14 protein-coding genes and 1 tRNA gene are annotated in these 18855 nt (G+C 62.6%); 8 read left to right on the top strand and 7 right to left on the bottom strand.

Going from position 1 to position 18855, the window contains the following annotated elements; translation table 11 throughout:
* Positions 1–85: 85 nt before the first annotated feature.
* On the top strand, positions 86–982 hold the full coding sequence (locus tag FDY95_RS04110; RefSeq protein ID WP_394348390.1) for a P-loop ATPase, Sll1717 family: 897 nt from the start codon (positions 86–88) through the stop codon (positions 980–982).
* Positions 983–1037: 55 nt separating this feature from the next.
* On the opposite strand, the gene FDY95_RS04115 is transcribed toward FDY95_RS04110, so the two are convergent.
* The 3 genes from FDY95_RS04115 to FDY95_RS04125 all read right to left on the bottom strand — a co-directional run bounded on the left by FDY95_RS04115 (position 1038) and on the right by FDY95_RS04125 (position 5901).
* Positions 1038–3407 carry a ribonucleoside-diphosphate reductase subunit alpha gene (locus tag FDY95_RS04115; protein ID WP_111480457.1) on the bottom strand — a complete coding sequence of 790 codons (2370 nt, stop codon included), beginning with the start codon at positions 3405–3407 and terminating at the stop codon, positions 1038–1040.
* 468 nt (positions 3408–3875) lie between these two features.
* A complete protein-coding gene (locus FDY95_RS04120) occupies positions 3876–4808 on the bottom strand; it encodes a DUF6624 domain-containing protein (protein ID WP_138075476.1) in 933 nt (310 codons plus the stop codon).
* A gap of 130 nt (positions 4809–4938) precedes the next feature.
* The gene (locus tag FDY95_RS04125; RefSeq protein WP_138075477.1) at positions 4939–5901 is read right to left on the bottom strand and encodes a ribonucleoside-diphosphate reductase small subunit; all 963 of its coding nucleotides are present in this window, start codon (positions 5899–5901) and stop codon (positions 4939–4941) included.
* A gap of 483 nt (positions 5902–6384) precedes the next feature.
* Here FDY95_RS04125 and rplU point away from each other — a divergent pair, with 483 nt between their 5' ends.
* Positions 6385–6693 (top strand): 50S ribosomal protein L21, encoded by a 309-nt coding sequence (gene rplU, locus FDY95_RS04130; RefSeq protein WP_138075478.1) that lies wholly within the window; start codon positions 6385–6387, stop codon positions 6691–6693.
* 99 nt (positions 6694–6792) lie between these two features.
* On the top strand, positions 6793–7071 hold the full coding sequence (gene rpmA, locus FDY95_RS04135) for a 50S ribosomal protein L27 (protein WP_138075479.1): 279 nt from the start codon (positions 6793–6795) through the stop codon (positions 7069–7071).
* A 299-nt stretch (positions 7072–7370) separates the two neighbouring features.
* Here rpmA and FDY95_RS04140 read toward each other — a convergent pair whose 3' ends face one another.
* From FDY95_RS04140 to hemW, 4 genes are all read right to left on the bottom strand, one after another.
* Positions 7371–8150: a cyclase family protein gene (locus FDY95_RS04140; protein ID WP_138075480.1), complete on the bottom strand. Its 780-nt coding sequence runs from the start codon at positions 8148–8150 to the stop codon at positions 7371–7373.
* A gap of 119 nt (positions 8151–8269) precedes the next feature.
* A complete protein-coding gene (locus tag FDY95_RS04145; RefSeq protein ID WP_138075481.1) occupies positions 8270–8965 on the bottom strand; it encodes an alpha/beta fold hydrolase in 696 nt (231 codons plus the stop codon).
* A complete protein-coding gene (locus FDY95_RS04150) occupies positions 8958–9404 on the bottom strand; it encodes a hypothetical protein (RefSeq protein WP_138075482.1) in 447 nt (148 codons plus the stop codon). Before FDY95_RS04150 ends, FDY95_RS04145 begins: the two co-directional genes overlap by 8 nt.
* A gap of 73 nt (positions 9405–9477) precedes the next feature.
* Positions 9478–10620, bottom strand: coding sequence for a radical SAM family heme chaperone HemW (hemW, locus tag FDY95_RS04155; RefSeq protein WP_138075483.1), 1143 nt, complete (start codon positions 10618–10620; stop codon positions 9478–9480).
* 257 nt (positions 10621–10877) lie between these two features.
* Here hemW and FDY95_RS04160 point away from each other — a divergent pair, with 257 nt between their 5' ends.
* The 5 genes from FDY95_RS04160 to FDY95_RS04180 all read left to right on the top strand — a co-directional run bounded on the left by FDY95_RS04160 (position 10878) and on the right by FDY95_RS04180 (position 18597).
* Entirely contained in the window at positions 10878–12761 is a 1884-nt protein-coding gene (locus tag FDY95_RS04160; RefSeq protein WP_171025525.1) for a BamA/TamA family outer membrane protein, read from the top strand.
* 215 nt (positions 12762–12976) lie between these two features.
* Positions 12977–13049: transfer RNA gene (locus FDY95_RS04165), tRNA-Met, on the top strand.
* Between the two features lie 526 nt (positions 13050–13575).
* Positions 13576–16101 carry a DUF5686 and carboxypeptidase-like regulatory domain-containing protein gene (locus FDY95_RS04170; RefSeq protein ID WP_262710162.1) on the top strand — a complete coding sequence of 842 codons (2526 nt, stop codon included), beginning with the start codon at positions 13576–13578 and terminating at the stop codon, positions 16099–16101.
* Positions 16102–16200: 99 nt separating this feature from the next.
* Positions 16201–17034 (top strand): MIP/aquaporin family protein, encoded by an 834-nt coding sequence (locus FDY95_RS04175; RefSeq protein WP_138075486.1) that lies wholly within the window; start codon positions 16201–16203, stop codon positions 17032–17034.
* 126 nt (positions 17035–17160) lie between these two features.
* Positions 17161–18597: a Gfo/Idh/MocA family protein gene (locus tag FDY95_RS04180; RefSeq protein ID WP_138075487.1), complete on the top strand. Its 1437-nt coding sequence runs from the start codon at positions 17161–17163 to the stop codon at positions 18595–18597.
* Positions 18598–18855: the final 258 nt, after the last annotated feature.

Consider the following 18855-nt stretch of genomic DNA (forward strand, 5'->3'; position numbering starts at 1 on the left):
GCTCCCGCACTTGCCGCAGCTCATCGTGGTCTGAATCATACCGCTTGTACGTAAAAACCACGCATTAGACCACCGCCATATTATCATCGACGACCTTGACAAAGATTGGGTAGACATTACTATTGTATACGACCTCATTAGAGCGTTAATAGTGACAATCAATGAGTTAAAATCTATTCCAGGAACAAAGATAATTATTGCACTTAGAGACAACCTTTATGAAAAGACTTTTCAATTTGGTGATGTACGAGGAATGCAAAGGGAAAAATACAGACAGCTTAATTTAGCCATTGAATGGAATACCACATACTTAAAGCAATTGCTAAATAATCGACTTGCTTTATTAATGAAAGAGCAATACACTAACACAACACCCACAGTTGAAGATTTCATGCCCAAAGCAGCAGGAAACAAATTATCCGGTTTTGATTATTTAATCCGAAGAACTCTTTTGCGCCCTCGTGACGTAATTGCATTCTTCAACAAATGTATGGAGAAAAGCAATGGGCAATCTACAATAACTAGAGAAACACTGTCTTTGGCAGAACCAGAGTATTCTCGCGAAAGGCTAGAAGCTGTGGAAGATGAATGGATGGAAAACTTTGGATCAATAATACCTTTATGTGCCTTTCTTCGCGGAAAAGGACCAATGTTTAGATTTAAGGATCTTAAAGAAAATGATATGGAGGCCACATTATTGGCCTCATCACCTGACAAGAATAATGCTTTATTTAAAATTCAGAATGACTATATTATTGGATCAGTTGATTTCAGCATGGCTGTAAAGCAAATACTTTGCATTCTTTATCGGGTTGGAGTATTGGGGGCAAAACTTTCTTCAAGCGAATCAACAATGTTTACTCAGAGTTCTACAAAGACATTAGAACCAACGGATATAACAGATGAGGCAAAGTTTTATGTACACATGATGTTCTATGCAGCACTAAAAATCACCCTTCGTTCACAAACGGTTACTGAATAAAAAAATCCCCGGTTCATAACCGGGGATTTTTTTATTCAGTAACCGTTTTTACTTCTTATGCGCTGCAAGCTTCGCAGGCGTCCGGGTTATCCAAGGAGCAGGCCATAGCGGCGGCCTGGTCGTAGACGGGTTCCAGCGTTTCGGCGGCTTGCTTCTGCACGGTGAACTTGATGGCGTCGGCGGCGGCTTTGGTGCGCAGGTAGTACATGCCGGTTTTCAGGCCGCGCTTCCAGCTGTGGAAGTGCATCGAGGTCAGCTTGCCGAAGTTGGGGTTCTGCACGTGCAGGTTCAGGCTCTGGCTCTGGCAGATGTAAGCCCCGCGGTCGGCGGCCATGTCGATGATGGTGCGCTGCGAGATTTCCCAGACCGTCTTGTAGAGGTCCTTGATGGACTGCGGGATGCTGGGAATGTCCTGTACCGAGCCGTTGGCGGCAATGATGTCCTGCTTCATCTGGTCGTTCCAGAGGCCCAGCTTCACCAGATCCTTGAGCAGGTGCTTGTTGACCACCATAAACTCCCCGCTGAGCACCCGGCGCACGTAGATGTTGGAGGTGTAGGGCTCAAACGACTCGTTGTTGCCCAGGATCTGCGCCGTCGAGGCGGTGGGCATGGGGGCCACCAGCAGCGAGTTGCGCACGCCGTGCTCCATCACCTCGGCCCGCAGCGCGTTCCAGTCCCAGCGGCCCGACTCGGGCGTGACGCCCCACATGTCGAACTGGAACTGGCCCTTGCTGATGGGCGAGCCGGGGAAGGTCTCGTAGTGCCCGTCGCGCTTGGCCAGGTCCTTGGAGGCCGTCACGGCGGCGAAGTAGATGGTTTCGAAGATGTCCTTGTTCAGGCCCTTGGCTTCCTCGCTCTCGAAGGGCATGCGCAGGGCAATGAAGGTATCGGCCAGGCCCTGCACGCCCAGGCCGATGGGGCGGTGGCGCTTGTTGCTGCGCTCCGCTTCCGGCACGGGGTAGTAGTTGATGTCGATAACCTTGTTGAGGTTCTTGGTGGCGTGGTAGGTCACCTCGAACAGGCGCTGGTGGTCGAAGAAGGCGCGGCCGTCTTTCTCCGATACGTAGCGCGGCAGGGCCAGCGAAGCCAGGTTGCAGACGGCAATTTCGTCGGCATCCGTGTACTCCATGATTTCGGTGCACAGGTTCGACGACTTGATGGTGCCCAGGTTCTGCTGGTTGGATTTGCGGTTGGCCGCGTCCTTAAACAGCATGTAGGGCGTGCCCGTCTCGGTCTGGCTTTCCAGGATGGCAAACCACAGCTCCTGGGCCTTGATGGTTTTGCGGCCACGGCCTTCGCGCTCGTACTTCTGGTAGAGCTTCTCGAAGTCCTCGCCCCAGCTCGTGTCGAGGCCGGGGCACTCGTGGGGGCACATCAGCGTCCACTCGCCGTTGCTCTCCACCCGCTTCATAAACAGGTCGTTGATCCAGAGGGCGTAGAACAGGTCGCGGGCGCGGTTTTCCTCCTTGCCGTGGTTTTTCTTCAGGTCCAGGAAGTCGATGATGTCGGCGTGCCAGGGCTCGATGTAGATGGCGAAGGCGCCCTTGCGCTTGCCGCCGCCCTGGTCCACGTAGCGGGCCGTGTCGTTGAACACCTTCAGCATGGGCACCAGCCCGTTGGATGTACCGTTGGTGCCCTTGATGTAGCTACCAGTAGCCCGCACGTTGTGCACGGCCAGCCCGATACCGCCCGCCGACTGCGAAATCAGCGCGCAGTTCTTCAGCGTGTCGTAGATGCCCTCGATGGAGTCATCCTTCATCGTCAGCAGGAAGCAGGACGAGAGCTGCGGCTTGGGCGTGCCGGCGTTGAAGAGGGTGGGCGTGGCGTGGGTAAACCAGCGCTCCGACATCAGGTTGTAGGTCTCGATGGCCTGCTCGATGTCGTCCTTGTGAATGCCCACGGCCACGCGCATCAGCATGTGCTGGGGGCGTTCCACCACCTTGCCGTCGAGGCGCAGCAGGTAGGAGCGCTCCAGCGTCTTGAAGCCAAAGTAGTCGTAGTTGTAGTCCCGGTCGTAGATGATGGCCGAGTCGAGCTGGGCGGCGTGCTTGTGCACCACTTCCCACACGTCGCGGGCGACGAGCGAGGCGTTGTCGCCGTTTTTGGGGTCCTCGTAGGTGTAGAGCCGCTTCATCGTGGAGGAGAAGGACTTCGAGGTCACCTTGTGCAGGTTGCTCACGGCAATGCGGGCCGCGAGAATCGCGTAATCCGGGTGCTTGGTGGTGAGCGAGGCGGCGGTTTCGGCCGCCAGGTTATCGAGCTCTACGGTCGTTACGCCGTCGTAAATCCCGTCGATGACCTTCTTGGCCACCTCGATGGGGGAGACGAAGAGCATGTTCAGCCCGTAGCAAAGCTTTTCGATGCGAGCCGTGACTTTGTCGAACTTGACGGACTCGCGCCGGCCGTCGCGTTTAATTACCAGCATAGGCGGGGGTGAGGTTTGGCGTAAAAAGGTTGGAGGTGTGTGGGTTGCGGCAGCGCGGGCTCGGTCGACCGGCAGCACCTAATGTTGCTCCCTTTCTGACCAGGCCCGCGCCGTTACTGTCCGGAATATAGCCAGATGCCGCGCTGGTGTGAATCAATTCGAGGCCGGAAAGTTTTCCACAATCCGTTCCCGCTACCGTGCGGGCCGATTTTTTCCGGTTATCCACAGCGCTGGTTTGCCCCCCGAAACGGGCAAAATCGGGTTGCGCGTTTGGGCCGGTTTTGCTAAGCTGGTTGGGGGCGGGGCTGGGCCCTAAAAAGCCCGCGCCCAGAAGGGCCACGGGCTGTGGCGAGAGTAGCTCGATTTGCCCACCTTTGGCCTCACGCCGCAATCAGGGTTACCTCCGCTGACTTTCGGTTGGAGTGGGTGGACCATACGGCACACCCGCCGATTAGCCTGAATCGGGGGCTACGGTTGCGGCGGGTGGTAGTCCAGCCCGAAGTTCTTGGCGTAGTCGGTCAGCGGACCCAGGCCCATGGTGGCGCGGCGCTCGTCCACGTGGGCCTCGTCTTCGATGGGATGAAAGGCCATTTTGCCCGTTTTCGTGTCGCTGACGAGCTGGCTGCCGTAGATCTGGGGCTTGCCCTGCCACATCAGAAACCGATCCTGCAGCAAGGCAAACGCCGATTTTGCCAGGTCGCCGCGCTCCATGGCCTGCTGGGCCATGGGGAAGTACTTCTGCATGGTCGGCAGGTCGGAGTGCTGAATCACGAGAAACACCGTCTGGGTGCCCATGTTGCCCACCTTGGCCTTGCTGGGCCAGCCGCGCTGGTCGAGCAGGGCGGTAATTTTCTTGAGGTTGCGGGCGTCGGTTTCGGCCATCTGCTTCCACAGGGCCTGCATTTCGGGCGAATGTTCGCCGTATTTATCCTTGATGCTCGCGTACTGCTGGCGCCCGCCCTGGTCGGAGGCGTAGATCGAGTCCAGCTGCTGCTTCAGCGGCTTGTCGTAGTTGGCCTGTATGCGCGCTACGGCCGTTTCCAGCTTGGTGAGCATGGGTTGCCAGCGCTTGTCGGCGTGCAGGGCGTTCAGGTCGGAGTCCTGCTTCAGGTGGGCCACGTTTTCCCAGCCGGCCGCGGTGGCCAGGTCGAGGTAGCGGAAGGCCTGGTCCTTGTTGCCAGCCAGGGCCCAGGCGCAGGCCGCGTTGTAGTAGTCGCCCGCGCCGGGGTGGGCCTTTTTGTCCTTGAGGGCCTGATCGAACAGCTTGCCCGCCTCGGCGTAGCGCTTGTCGAGGTAGGCGCTCATGGCCTGCCGGTTCAGCGAGACGAAGTCAGCGGTTTGGGCCTGCGTCAGCGTGACGGATAGCAGCAGGCAGGCGCTGAAGAGTAGATTTTTGAGCATGGACTGAAAAAATAGCAGTTGATGGATACGCCAACGACGCCGACGGCGTAGTAGTGTTGCAACGACCGATGCCGACGCAAAAAAAGCCCGCGACCGAGGCCGCAGGCTTTTTTCAGGCCGCTTGGCAGGCTTAAAAGTCCTCGTCGAGCGAGAAGACGTTCTGGTCCCGGTCGCTCATCACGCCGGCCTTCTGGTACTCGGCCACGCGCTTCTCGAAGAAGTTGGTTTTGCCCTGCAGCGAAATCATTTCCATGAAGTCGAAGGGGTTGGTGGCGTTGTAGATCTTGTTGTAGCCCAGGGACACCAGCAGGCGGTCGGCCACGAACTCGATGTACTGCGACATGGCCTGCGCGTTCATCCCGATCAGGTTCACCGGCAAGGCGTCGGTCACGAACTCCTGCTCGATGCTCACCGCGTCGCGGATGATGTCGTGCACGCGGCTTTCGGGCAGCTTGTTGATGAGGTATTTCTCGTAGAGCAGGCAGGCGAAGTCGCAGTGCAGGCCCTCGTCGCGGCTGATCAGTTCGTTGGAGAAGGTCAGGCCCGGCATCAGGCCGCGCTTTTTCAGCCAGAAGATGGAGCAGAACGAGCCGGAGAAGAAGATGCCCTCCACGGCGGCAAAGGCAATCAGGCGCTCGGTGAAGTTCTCCGAGTTGATCCATTTGATAGCCCAGTTGCCCTTCTTAGTCACGGCCGGCACGGTTTCCAGCGCGTTGAAGAGGTAGTCCTTCTGCTTGGGGTCCTTGACGTAGGTATCGATCAGCAGGGAGTAGGTTTCCGAGTGGATGTTTTCCATCATTACCTGGAAGCCGTAGAAGCAGCGCGCCTCGGGCATCTGCACTTCCTGCATGAAGTTGACCGCCAGGTTCTCGTTCACGATGCCGTCGGAGGCGGCGAAGAAGGCCAGCACGTGCTGGATGAAGTGCCGCTCGTTGTCGTTCAGGTTGTCCCAGTCTTTCTGGTCCTGCGACAGGTCGATTTCCTCGGCCGTCCAGAAGGAGGCTTCGGCTTTCTTGTACATCTGCCACACGTCGTCGTGCTGAATGGGGAAGAGCACGAAGCGGTTGGGATTTTCAACGAGGAGCGGTTCCATAGGCTGGGCAACAGGGATGAAACGGTCGGGCAACAGGAGCGGCCGGCGCGGCGGCGCGGGCATCTGCAACCACCGGCCGCGGCAATTGTTTGGGGTCGGTGCAAAGGCCCGCAAACGGGGTCGGCGCGGCCGCACCGAAGTCCAAAGATAGCCCGACCGGGCCATGCGGCCCGGCTGATTCGGGCTTTTTTGTCTGTTATTTTTTTGCTAAGCGGCGGAGGCTGAACCTGCTGTCATTTTCCCGTCAAAAGCCAACGATTCTGCGAATAACCCAGCATTTGCAATTAGTTATCCACATTTTACCTGTTAACAATTCAAGTTGTCCACAAAAATACTATGCGCGTACTGGCGCAACGTGTTCCTGCCTGTGGGTTGAAGGCCCGGAAATCAGGCGAGTACAAGAGGATTAACGCGTTAGGTTTGGTAATGTGAAAGTCAACTCGTACTTTTGCCTTCCATTTTCAGAAAACCCGCGGAGAACCGATGTACGCAATTGTAGACATAGCCGGCAAGCAGACGAAAGTCGAAGCCAATAAATTTGTGTACGCCCACAAACTGGCCGGCAACGTCGGCGACGAAGTAGAGCTGGGCAATGTACTGCTGACCGACAACAACGGCACCCTGAGCGTAGGAGCCCCCTTCCTGTCGGAGGTAAAAGTGAAAGGCACCATCCTGGGTCACGTTCGTGGCGACAAGGTGATTGTCTTCAAAAAGAAGCGTCGTAAGGGCTACAAGAAGCTCAACACGCACCGCCAGGACTACACCAAAGTAATGATCAACAGCATCGGTTAATTAGTTGTCCGTCTTGAGTTGTCAGTTGTCAGGGCCGCGAGGCGCTGGTACACCAGACTGACAACCGACAACTACCAACCGACAACTCTCCTAAATACCATGGCACACAAGAAAGGCGTAGGCTCTTCCAACAACGGCCGCGAATCGCATGCTAAGCGTCTCGGCGTAAAACTTTACGGTGGCCAGGTGGCCATTGCCGGCAACGTAATCGTGCGTCAGCGCGGTACCAAGCACCACCCCGGCCAGAACGTGGGTATCGGCAAAGACCACACCCTGTTCGCCCTGATCGACGGCACGGTGCAGTTCCGCAAGGGCCGCAAAGACCGTTCGTTCGTGACGGTGGTTCCGGCTGCTGCTGCCGAGGAAGCTGCTGCTTAAGTAGCCCCGCTCCCCAAGCAACGAAAAGCCCGCCTTCCCGGCGGGCTTTTTTCGTTGTGGCCGCTCCCGGCCCGCCGGTAGTACTGGCCGTCATTGCGAGCGAAGCGAAGCAATCTTTCCTCTAGTAGCAGAAACGGTAGAAGCAGCACCGCCCAAAACCAGTATCTGTGGCTTCGGGCGGTGCTGTTTTCGGTTGATGTGTACTGTGCCGTCGTGCCGCGAGAGGAAAGATTGCCGCGCTTCGCTCGCAATGACTGCTTCCCGAACCGTCCTGCTTTTCGCAATGCCGGCGCGTTGCTTCAATGCCCGGCCCAGCCGTCCGTTTCCGTCAGGGCGTAGAGCACGGGGCGGCTGGGGCTGGCGTCGAGCTCCAGCATGGTCACCTGCAGGTTGAGCAGGTAGAGGCCGTCGGGCACCGCGTCGGGCACGAAGATGAGCTCGGTGATGGTGGCCCCGCGGCGGATATCGTCGGGGTACTGCCAGAAGGCGTGGTGGGCAGCCAGCACGCCCGCGTCCAGCTCCCGGTCGACGCTGGGCAGATCGAGCAGCAGGTGCTCGATACCCTGCTCCACGAGGTACCGGGCCAACTCGGCGCTGATGTAGGGCGGATTCTGGCCGGAATACTGGCGGTGGCGCTTGGCCTCCTCGTTGGGCAGGGTGCGCAGCACCAGGGCCTCGGGCGGCACCGGGGCAGCCTGCAGCAGCGGCTGCACGTCGGCCAGCTCCACTACTAGGTCGCCAGTGGCGCGGCGGCGGGGCTCGACGGACACCAGCCAGGCCACGAACATGAACCGCTCCAGGCAGGCCGGCAGTGTGGCCGCGGGGTCGGGGCTAATGTGGCCGTAGCATTCGGTGTGGGTGCCGTTGCCGTGGGGCGTCAGGTGCACGCGCTTGTAATTCGTGCTGCCGCCTTCGGCCACCGAGCCCACGAAGCTGCCGACGCGAATCACGTCGATGTCGACCGGCTCGGCCCAGAAGCAGTTGACCTGGCCGGGCCCCGGCGCCAGGGGCAGGGCAATATCGAGCGGCGCCGTGGCATCGAAGCGAAACGTGCGGCCGTGGTGCTGAAGGGTGAACATGCGGTGAAATGGTGAGGTGGTGAACTGGTGAGCTTGATGTTCGGGAGGCTACAGCACAGCCGCGCAGCCTGCGCAGCTAGAACGGCACTCACCAGTTCACCACCTCACCATTTCACCAGTTAAACGACCGGCGGCTCGGTGCGGAATTCGCCGGCGAGTTGGTTGAGGATGCGGGCCACTTCGTCGGCGCGGCTATAGATCATGAAGTGCGTGCCGCCCTCGATGAGGTACTCCACCTTGGCCGGGCCGGGCGGAAACACCCGGTCGTGGGTGCCGCGAATCTGCACGGCCGGGCCGATGTCGCGGCTGTCCCAGCGGAACAGGCTGCGGATGGCCCAGCGGGTATAGCGCGGCTCCTGGTCCTGCAGAATCCGGCGAAACAGCTCGTACTCGGGCCCGTTGCTCACCCCGAAGTACCACTGCCCCACGCGCGGCATATAGTGCAGAATCTGCGGGGGCAGCCAGTGCTGCACGCCGGTGGCCCGGATGAGCTTGAGCAGCGCGGGCAGGTGGTCGGCGCCGGGAATGCTCGACACCAGCGCCACCAGGGCCAGTGGCCGCAGGCGGGCCATTTCCAGCGCCACCGTGCCCCCGAACGACACGCCCACCAGCCAGCAGCGCTGCTCGAGCGGAATGCTTTCAGCCATGCGCTCAGCGTAGGCCGTGATGGGCTCGTCGGGGTCGGCGGGCGCGAGCCAGGGCAGGTAGTGCACCGTGCCGCGCAGCTGTGGGATGAGGCGCTGAAACACCCGTTCGTCGGCGCCGAGACCGGAAATGAGGTAAAAGACGGGCTGAGTATCCGCGAAATCAGGCATCGATGCGGCGGTAAATGCCTTCGAGGTAAAACACGTTGTCGGCGGCGGCACGCTCCTCGCTGAATTCCTCTTCCTCGTCTTCGCTGAGGAATTCGTCCTCGTCGGCGGGGTAGGTGAAGGAGAGCTTCAGGGCAATGCCGGGCAGCCCGATGGGCTCGACTTCGGCGTTGGTGTACTCCAGCAGGCAGGGCCGCGGGGCGTGGGCCAGGGCATCGGCCACCTCCTCCTGCAGCTCGCTGGCACGCGGGCCGGCGTGGCGCAGCAGGATATCGAGCTGGCCGAAGGGCAGGCCCAGGTGAAAGAAATAGGTGTCGCTGTCGTAGACGGTAGTGGCCCACAGGGTCACGTCGTCGGAGTTGTCGAACACGATGGCGCGCAGGTGGACTTCCTCCACGAAAAAGTCGGCTCCGTATTCGACGGCGTCAATGAGGCGTTGCATGTGGGGAAGGTACGCGGGGCGGGGGAATAGGGCAAGCTACGCAGATGCGCCGCGCCCGGCCGTCCCGTCCCCGTTACTCCGGCGCCTCCAAGAACAGCTCCAGCGTGATTTGGTCGGCCAGCAGCTTGCCGCGGTCGGTGAGGCGCAGCAGGTCGGGCGTCAGGGTGGCCCAGCCGTCGTGCTGCAGCTGCTGCAGGTAAGCGGCGCGGGCGGTGGTCAGGTCCACGCCCAGCTGGCGCAGGTAGGCCAGGTTGCAGCCGGCGGAAGTGCGCAGGCTGGTCATCAGGTACTCGTTGGCGCGGTCGGTGGGGGAGAGGTCCTCGCGGGTGGCGGGCAGCTCGCCGCGCTCCAGCAGGCCCTGCACGTACTGCGCGTTGCTGGCCACGGTGTACTGCCGGCTCACCCCGTCGAAGGAGTGGGCGCTAGGGCCCAGGCCAAGGTAAGGCGTGCCCTGCCAGTAGCTGCTGTTGTGGCGGGAGTGGTGGCCGGGCCGGGCGAAGTTGCTGATTTCGTACTGCTCGTAGCCGGCGGCGCGGCTGGCGTCGAGCAGCAGCTCAAACTCGCGGGCCACGAACTCCTCGGGCGCGGCGCGGAACTGCCCCTTCTGCAGGCGCCGCCCAAACACCGTCTGCGGCTCGATGGTGAGGGCGTAGCAGGAGAGGTGCGGCACCCGCAGCTCCAGCGCCTGGGCCAGATCGTGCTGCCAGATGCCGTGGCCGGGCTCGGGCGCGGGCACGCCGTAAATCAGATCGATGCTGAGGTTGGCGAAACCCGCGTCCTGGGCGGCCAGCACCGAACGGCGCGACTCCTGGGCCGAGTGGGCACGGTTCATCAAGCGCAGGTGCGGTTCGTGGAAGCTCTGCAGGCCGATGCTTAGCCGGTTGACGGGCGAGGCGGTCAGCTCGCGCAGCTTAGTCGACGACAGGTCGTCGGGGTTGGCTTCCAGGGTAATTTCCGCGTCCGGGGCCACGTCGAAGCGCCGGTAAATGGCCTCAAACAAGGTCAGCAGCTCGGTTTCAGAAAGCAGGGAAGGTGTGCCGCCGCCGAAGTAGATGGTGCTCAGCGAAGCGCCGCCAAGGTAGTCCTGGCGCAGCTCCATTTCGCGCAGCAATGCTTCCACCACCTGCGGCTTACGCCCCAGCGCGGTGCTGAAGTGGAAGTCGCAGTAGTGGCAGGCCTGCTTGCAGAAGGGAATGTGGAGGTAAAGTCCGGCCATAATGTAGCGCGAACTTTCAGTTCGCGTATCGTTGCTGACGTCGGGGTGCTGGCGCCCGGCAGCTGGTCTTATCAGCCGCTGCGCGCAGCGCTTGGCGCATCGGCTGACGGGTCCGACGCCAAATCAGCCGTAAGATTGTGAAACCGCACGGCGCGGTGTCTGGTTCGTTCGGCGCGGCGGCTGGCTTAGTCAATTCAAAAACCGAACATCCGGCCCCGGGCGAAATGAAAACGTCCGCCGCCGCGTTCTGGCCCCACATGCAAAGGTATACCCGCGTTTTTGGTCTGCTGCTCGTCCTGCTCTGGCTACTGCCGGGCGGCCCGCGCGCGGCCCGGGCCCAGACGACCTCGCCGGTAACCTCGCCCAACCTGCCCGGCACCCAGGCCCCGCCGCTGCCCCCGCGCCCCGCCGCCCCGCGCGACTCGGCCCGCGCCGCCCGCCGCCTGCCGCCTGCCCGCCCCAAGGTCATCCGCCTCGACGTGGAAGCCGCCGACCAGCCGCTTATCAACCGCTACCGCCCGCGCCTCACGGCTCCCGACACGCTGGCGGCCCTGGCGCAGGTGCGCGAGCTGGTGCTGGCCCTGCAGACCGACTCTTACCTCACCGCCTCGGCCGACGAGCTGCGCTGGCGCCACGACACGCTGGCCGTGCGCCTGTACGTGGGCGAGAAGTTTCGCTGGGCGCGGCTGCAGCGCGGCAACGTGACCGAGGACGTGCTCAGCCGCTCGGGCTTCCGCGAGCGGCTCTACGCCGGCCAGCCCCTACAGCCCGCCGAGCTGGCCCGCCTGCAGCAGCGCGTGCTCGACGGGGCCGAAAACGAGGGCTACCCCTTCGCCCAGGTGCGCCTCGACTCGGTGCAGCTGCACGGGGCCGACATTTCCGCCCGCCTGCTGCTCGACCGCGGCCCGGTGGTGGTGTTCGACTCGGTGCGCGTCATCGGCAAGACCAAGACCAAGGCGCGCTTTCTGATGAAGTACCTGCAGATTGTGCCCGGGCAGCCCTACAGTCAGCAGCGCGTCGACGACGCGGCCCGGCTGCTACGCTTGCTGCCCTACGTGCAGCTGCGCGAGGAGCCGCAGGTGCGCTTCGCCCGCGGCCGGGCCCGCCTCTACCTGCTGCTCGATGACCGCAACGCCAACCAGTTCGACGCCATCGTGGGCGTGTTGCCGAACGCGAATCCGACGGCCGGGCAGAAGCGCGTGCAGGTGACGGGCGACGTGACGCTGAACCTGCGCAACATCGGCGGCGGGGGCAAGCAGCTGGGCCTGCAGTGGCGCAAGGTGGACGCGGCCTCCCAGGTGCTCGACGCGGCCTACCAGCACCCCAACTTCTTCGGCACGCCCATCGACGTAGCCGGTACCTTCAACCTGTTCAAGCAGGACAGCTCGTTTCTGACCCTGCGCCCGCGCCTGCAGCTCAGCCACGTCAACGCCCGGGCGGGCCGCTTCAGCGTGTTCGTGGAGCAGCGCAACTCCCGCCTGCTGGCCCGCCGCGACCTGCGCACCCTGCAGACGCTGCCCCAGAACATCGACTCGCGCTACACCGCCTACGGCCTCGACCTGACCCGCTCCTCCCTCGACGACCCGCTGTTTCCGCGCCGGGGCACCCTGCTGATTGCCCAGGGCGCCGTGGGCACCAAAATCATCAGCAAAAACGCCGACATCAAGCCTGAGCTCTACGACGGTCTGCCGCTGCGCACCACCCAGGTCAGTTTCAGCGGCCGGGCCGAGCACTACTTCCGGGTGGGCCGACAGGGCGTGCTGCTCACCCGCCTGCGCGGCGAGGCTTTGGTCAATCAGCGCCTGTTCCAGAACGATTTGTTCCGGCTCGGCGGCCTCTCCACCCTGCGCGGCTTCAACGAGCTGCAGTTCTACGCCGCGCAGTACGGCGTGGGCACCGTGGAGCTGCGCCAATTCACCGGCCCTGAAGCCTACGTGTTCCTGTTCGCCGACCAGGCCTACCTGCGCCAGGGCCTGCCCGGCAGCCCTGGCGAAGACGCGCCCACCGGCCTCGGGGCGGGCCTGAGCTTCCGCACCGGCGCGGGCCTGTTTCAGTTCGTGTACTCCGTCGGGCGCACCAACAGCCAGGCGTTTGCCTTCAACGCCTCCAAGATTCACTTCGGCATCACCAGCCGGTTCTAGGGCTCGGAGGCAGGGCGGTTGGCCGCTATTGTCGGGTGGGGTGGTGCGGGAGGCGGCTGAAAACGGGTGGTATCCGGCAACCGTAGCCGCCTTCAGCAGGACGCCACAAAAAATATTCCACCTGATACTCAGCCTGAACGCCCATCATTCCGGCTTTGTGTAACCCCAATAGCTGCGAATCCGAAAAAGCCTATTACTTTTGCATTACCAAACAGTGCGGGGTGGAGCAGTTGGTAGCTCGTTGGGCTCATAACCCAAAGGTCACTGGTTCGAGTCCAGTCCCCGCTACCTCGATAAAACGACCCGGTTGCCATTACGGCGGCCGGGTCGTTTTGCATTTGGCGCGCTGGTGTTTCGGCGCTCCTGAAAGCCGCCCGCGGCCCCTCCTTCACGGCCGAAAAGCCGCTGCAGCTGCCCTGCCGGGCCTTGCCGAAAGCTTTCGACATTAGACCTTCATTTATAAGACTTTACTACCGTACTTTGTACTAGATTTAGACCCGTGGTATGTTCCGGTGACATCTGCCCCGATTACCGCCGCTACACGCCCGTTTGATTACCTGCCCGTCGGTCTCCCTCATTCATGTGAGAGCCGGCAGGCAACCAACTGGCGGGTTCCCGCCTCCTGCTTTTACTTCCCCACATTCCGTCGCTGCCCTTCCCACCCGACTACCGGTTCGCCAGCAAGAAAGGTTGAAAATATATGATTGGCAGTCAGTGCGTTAATAATAGACCGAGCGGTTTGGGCGACTTATTGCCAAAGTATTTGTTGCCTAGCGTCGTCGTACCAACAGGTGTCGACCGAGAGAAGCGTGTTATGAAGTACGCGTTTGCGTGGCTGGGAGTATTGCTACTGGCATTGGGAGTACAGCCCGCCGTAGCCCAGCGAATTGTATTTTCCGGACAAATCACCGAAGCCGGCAACGGACAGCCTGTGCCGTTTGCTTCGGTCTACGTCAAAGGCACTACCGCCGGCGCCACCGCCGACGAGAACGGGCGCTACGAGCTGGTGCTGGTGCAGCCGGCCGACTCGGTGTCGGCCTCGGCGGTGGGCTACCGGTCGCGCACCCGCAAGGTGAGCCGCACGCAGACGCCGCAGACGGTGAACTTCGCGCTGGCCTCGGCGGCGCAGCAGCTGGGCGAGGTGGTCATCCGCTCCGTCGAGAACCCGGCCTACGCCATTCTGCGCAAGGTGCAGCAGCACAAAAAGCAGAACGAGAAGACCCGGCTCGACGCCTTTGAGTTCGACAGCTACAACCGCATCGAGGTGTCGCTGTCCGACATTACCGACCGGCTGGCCAAGCGCAAGGTGATTCGGGACATGGCCTCGGTGGCCTCGTCGGTGGGGGAGATGGAGCGCAACGCCGCCGGCAAACCCACCGTGCCGCTGTTTGCCTCGGAGGTGATGTCGCGCTACTACGTGCGGCACCGGCCCAACCGCGAGCGGGAGGAAATCAAGCACAGCCAGCTGCACGGCGTGGCCCCGCGCGACGGCACGTTGCTCTCGCAGGTGCTCGGCTCGTCGTTCCAGGACTACGACTTCTACCCGAACTGGCAGGTGGTGATGGGCAAGGACTTCATCTCGCCCATTGCCGACGGCTGGCGCATCACTTACGACTACGACCTGGAGGACACGGTGCAGATCGGGGCGAACCGCTGCTACCAGCTGAAGGTGTTTCCGCGCCGGGCCCAGGATCTGGCCTTTACCGGCCGCATCTGGATTACCACCGACTCGTACGCGCTGCGCCGCGTCGATCTGAGCGTGGACCCGAAGGCCAACATCAACTTCGTGGACCAGATTCGGGTGTACCAGGACCTGACGCCGAGCACGGCCGGGCCCTGGCTGCCGCAGCGCACCCGCGTGGTGGTGGGCATGAAGCCCACGCCCAAGCAGACGGGCCTGCTGGTGCGCTTCAACACCGTCAACTCCAACTTCCAGGCCGGGCAGCCGCACGACCTGCCGTTCTACGACCAGCCCTTCGCCGCCGACCCGAACGCGCTGAAGACGCCGGCCAGCTTCTTCGCCCAGAACCGGCCCGACACGCTGTCGGCCCAGGAAGCGCGCACGATGACGGTGCTCGACTCGGTGGGCAAGCTGCCCTCGGTGCGCACCTTCCTGGAAGTGGCCGATTTGGTGGTGAACGGCTACGAGGAGCTGGGCCCGCGCGGGCGCTTCGAGCTGGGGCCCATCCTGAGCACCTACACCTGGAACAACGTGGAGGGCCACCGCCTGCGCGTGGGCTTCCGCAGCACGCCCGAGCTGAGCCCGAACTGGCTGCTGAAGGGCTACACCGCCTACGGCACCCGCGACGGGGAATTCAAGTACGGCTTGTCGGTGGACCGCATCCTGAACCGCCCGAACTGGACGGTGTTCAGCGCCAAGTACAGCCACGATATCGACCTGGTGGCCCTGCTCGATAACGAGCTGGCCCTGGAAAGCCCGCTGTTTGAGGCTGCGGCCCGCTTTGGCAACGTAAAGCCCGGCCTGCCGCTGTGGCGCGACATGACCTCGGTGACGGCGCAGTCGGACCTGTTCCACAACTTCACCCAGAAGCTCACGCTGCGCCACCAGCGCTTCGATCCGCTCTATAACTTCAGCTACTACACCACCGACACGCACGAGCAGGGGGCGCCGACGGCGCAGAACTTCAACCTCTCGGAGCTGATTCTGGAGTCGCGCTACGCCCCGGGCGAGGTGCTGATTCAGAACCAGAACCGGCGCTACGCCGTGGGCTCGATGAAGTGGCCGGTGTTTACCGTGCGCTACACCCTGGGCCTGCCCGGCGTGCTCGGCAGCGACTTTGAGTACCAGAAGTTCAACCTCTCGGTGGAGCAGAGTGTGCAGCTGGGGCAGCTGGGCCGCACCGAGTACATCTTCGATGCTGGCTACATCCCGAGCACGGTGCCTTACCCGGTGCTCAAGAATCACCTCGGCAACGAGTCGCCCATCTACACCTCCAGCGCCTACAACCTGATGCGCTACTCGGAGTTTGTGAGCGACCGGTACGCCTCCTTGCACGCCGAGCACTACTTCGAAGGGCTGTTTATCAACTCGGTGCCGCTGCTCAAGAAGCTCGACTGGCGCCTGCTGGCCTCGGGCAACGTGCTCTACGGCGGCGTGAGCCAGGCCAACCAGAACACCACCCCGGCCTACGACGCGGCGGGCGTGCCCCAGCCCACCTTCCGCGCCCTGACGCCGGGCACGCCCTACGTGGAGCTGGGCTACGGCGTAGAGAATATCTTCAAGTTCGTGCGCGTCGACTTCCTGCACCGCCTCACCTACCGCGACCTGCCCGGCGTGCGCAACTTCGGCGTGAAGGTGTGCGCCCAGTTTAAGCTGTAAGCGCCGAACCCGCCCGCCGGCTCAACGTTATTAGCAACAGCTTTGCCGCGCCGCGCCACCCTTCTGAGGGCGGCGCGGCGCGCTTTCGTTTTGTGGCTTATGAGCTTTGTAACATCCCTAAGCACCGGCCTGCGCCGCCACTGGTCGCACTACCTCACCGAGGCGGCCGGCGTGGCGGCTTTTCTCGCGTGTACGAGCGTGAGCAGCGTACTCATCAACCACCCCGACCTGCCGCTGCGGGCCTGGCTGGGCGAGAACGAGCTGCTGCGCCGCTGCGTGCTGGCGCTGGTGGCGGGCCTGGTGGTAGTGGGCATTACCTATATCCCCTGGGGCCAACGCTCGGGCGCCCACATCAACCCGGCCGTGACGCTGGCTTTCTGGCACCTGGGCAGCCTGCGCGGCGCCGATGCGTTCTGGTACATCGTGGCGCAGTGCGCCGGCGCCGTGGCGGCGGGGCCGCTGCTGAGTTGGGCGCTGCAACGCTGGTACGCCCACCCCGACGTGAACTTCAACCTGACCGAACCCGGCCCGGCCGGCGCGGGCGTGGCGGTGCTGGCCGAAGTGGTCATATCAGGCGTGCTGATGTGGGTGCTGCTCTACGCCCTTCACACCGAGCGGCTGCGCCGGTTTACGGGCTGGCTGATCGGGGCGCTAATAGCCGCGTACGTGGTCGTCGAAGCGCCGCTGTCGGGCATGAGTCTGAACCCGGCGCGCAGTCTGGGCGCGGCAGTGGGCGCCGGCCGCTACGAGCACCTGTGGATTTACTGGCTGGCCCCGATTCCGGCTATGTGGCTGGCGGCGGTGCTGTTTCAGCGCCAGCACCAGGGCGCCCCGCTGGCCTGCGCGGTGCTGGCCGGCTGCGCCACCAAGCCCGCGCACGGCCCCTATGCCAGTGAGCCGCCGCAGTTTCCCGACCCGGAGGGCAACCAGTAACCGGCCGGCAACTACGATGATACCAACCTTTTCCTGCTGGGCTGGGTATGGTTTAATCCTGTTCGCTTCTGCTGCGGGCCCGGACTCCGCGCCGAGCCGCCCGGTTTTACCACAACCATTACCCCGATGTCCATCACCAACGAACTACTGAACACCGTGCTGCGCCACGCCGGCCAGGAGGTGTCGCGCAAGGAATTTCTGAACCTGGCGGGCCGCGGCCTGGCCGTGGGCGTCGCCGCCGGCACCTTGGCCAGCTGCAACTCGGGCGGGGGCAAAGCGGCGGAGGCACCGGCCAGCGCGCCCACCACCGGCACGCCCGCCTCGCAGGTCGACGCCTCGACCACCTACACCGCGGCAGACGGGCAGACGGTGGCTTCCTCCGAAGCCGTGTCGCCGCCGGCCAAGGTGCCGGCCGAGGTGAGCAAGCCCATCGAGCTGGAGGAGTGGAAATCGGACGTGGACCCGCAGTCGGGGCCGGTGCCCACGCCGCTGCCGCCCGAGCAGCGGGTGGGCTACGCGCTGGTGGGCCTGGGCCACCTGACGCTGGAGGAGCTACTGCCCGCGTTCGGGGAGTGCAAGAAATCGAAGCCGGTGGCGTTGGTCAGCGGCTCGCCGGAGAAGCTGAAGAAGGTGGCTGCGCAGTACGGCATCAAGCCCGAAAGCTGCTACAGCTACCAGGACTACGAAAAGCTCAAGGACAATGCGGAGGTGCAGGCCATCTACATCGTGCTGCCCAACTCCCTGCACGCCGAGTACGTCATCCGCGGGGCCAGCACCGGCAAGCACATCCTCTGCGAAAAGCCCATGGCCAACTCGGCCAAGGAGTGTGAGCAGATGATAGCGGCCTGCAAAAAGGCCAATGTCAAGCTGATGATTGCCTACCGCATTCAGTACGAGCCCTACAACCGGCAGGTGCGCGACATGGTGCGCAGCCGGAAGTTCGGCAAGCCCAAGTACATCGAGGCGCAGAACAGCCAAAGCTCGGCCAACCCCGACCACTGGCGCCACAAAAAAGCCCTGGCCGGCGGCGGCGCCCTGCCCGACATCGGACTGTACTGCCTCAACACGGCCCGTTTCGTGCTCGGCACCGAGCCCACGGAGGTGTTTGCCTACTCCTACAGCACGCCCGGCAACCCGCTGTTCAAGGAAGTCGAGGAAATGATGTCGTGGCAGATGCGCTTCCCCGACGGGGTGGTGGTGAACTGCATCACTGACTACAACACCCACGACTCGCGCTTTTACCGCCTGAATGCCGAGCGGGGCTGGCTGCACCTCGACAACGCCTACGCCTACCAGGGCCAGCAGCTGAAGACCTCGCACGCCGAGGGCCCAGCCAAAATGCAGAACCAGATTACCATTCCGGCGAAAAACCAGTTTGCGGCCGAAATGGACCATTTCTCGGCGTGCATCCTGGAAAACAAAGCGCCGCATACGCCCGGCGAGGAAGGCATGCAGGACCAGCGCATCATGGAGGCCATTTACCAGTCGGCGCGCGAGGGCCGGCCGGTGAAGCTGCCGGCTGTGCAGGGCACCGACGTGTTCCGCGGACCGGAGCCGGCGTAGCGGCACGCCGCCCGGGTCGGCGGCTGCTACCGATGGGCTTGTGCCTGCGCGGCTGGCGGGGATATGTTTAACGGTAGACGTGCCGGGAAGCCTGGCAGGCTTTCCGGCACGCAAAAAAACTCCGTAGCACAAAAGAACGACTCCGTTTGACGAAAGGAAGATGACCGGAGCATCTGCATATTTGCAGCGTTGGCCGGCGGGTGGTAGTATATCTTGATTGCAATCAAGGCGGCGCTGCTTCGGATGGCCGAACTTGCT

The sequence above is a fragment of the Hymenobacter jeollabukensis genome, assembly GCF_005771675.1.
Classification (GTDB): Bacteria; Bacteroidota; Bacteroidia; order Cytophagales; family Hymenobacteraceae; genus Solirubrum; species Solirubrum jeollabukense.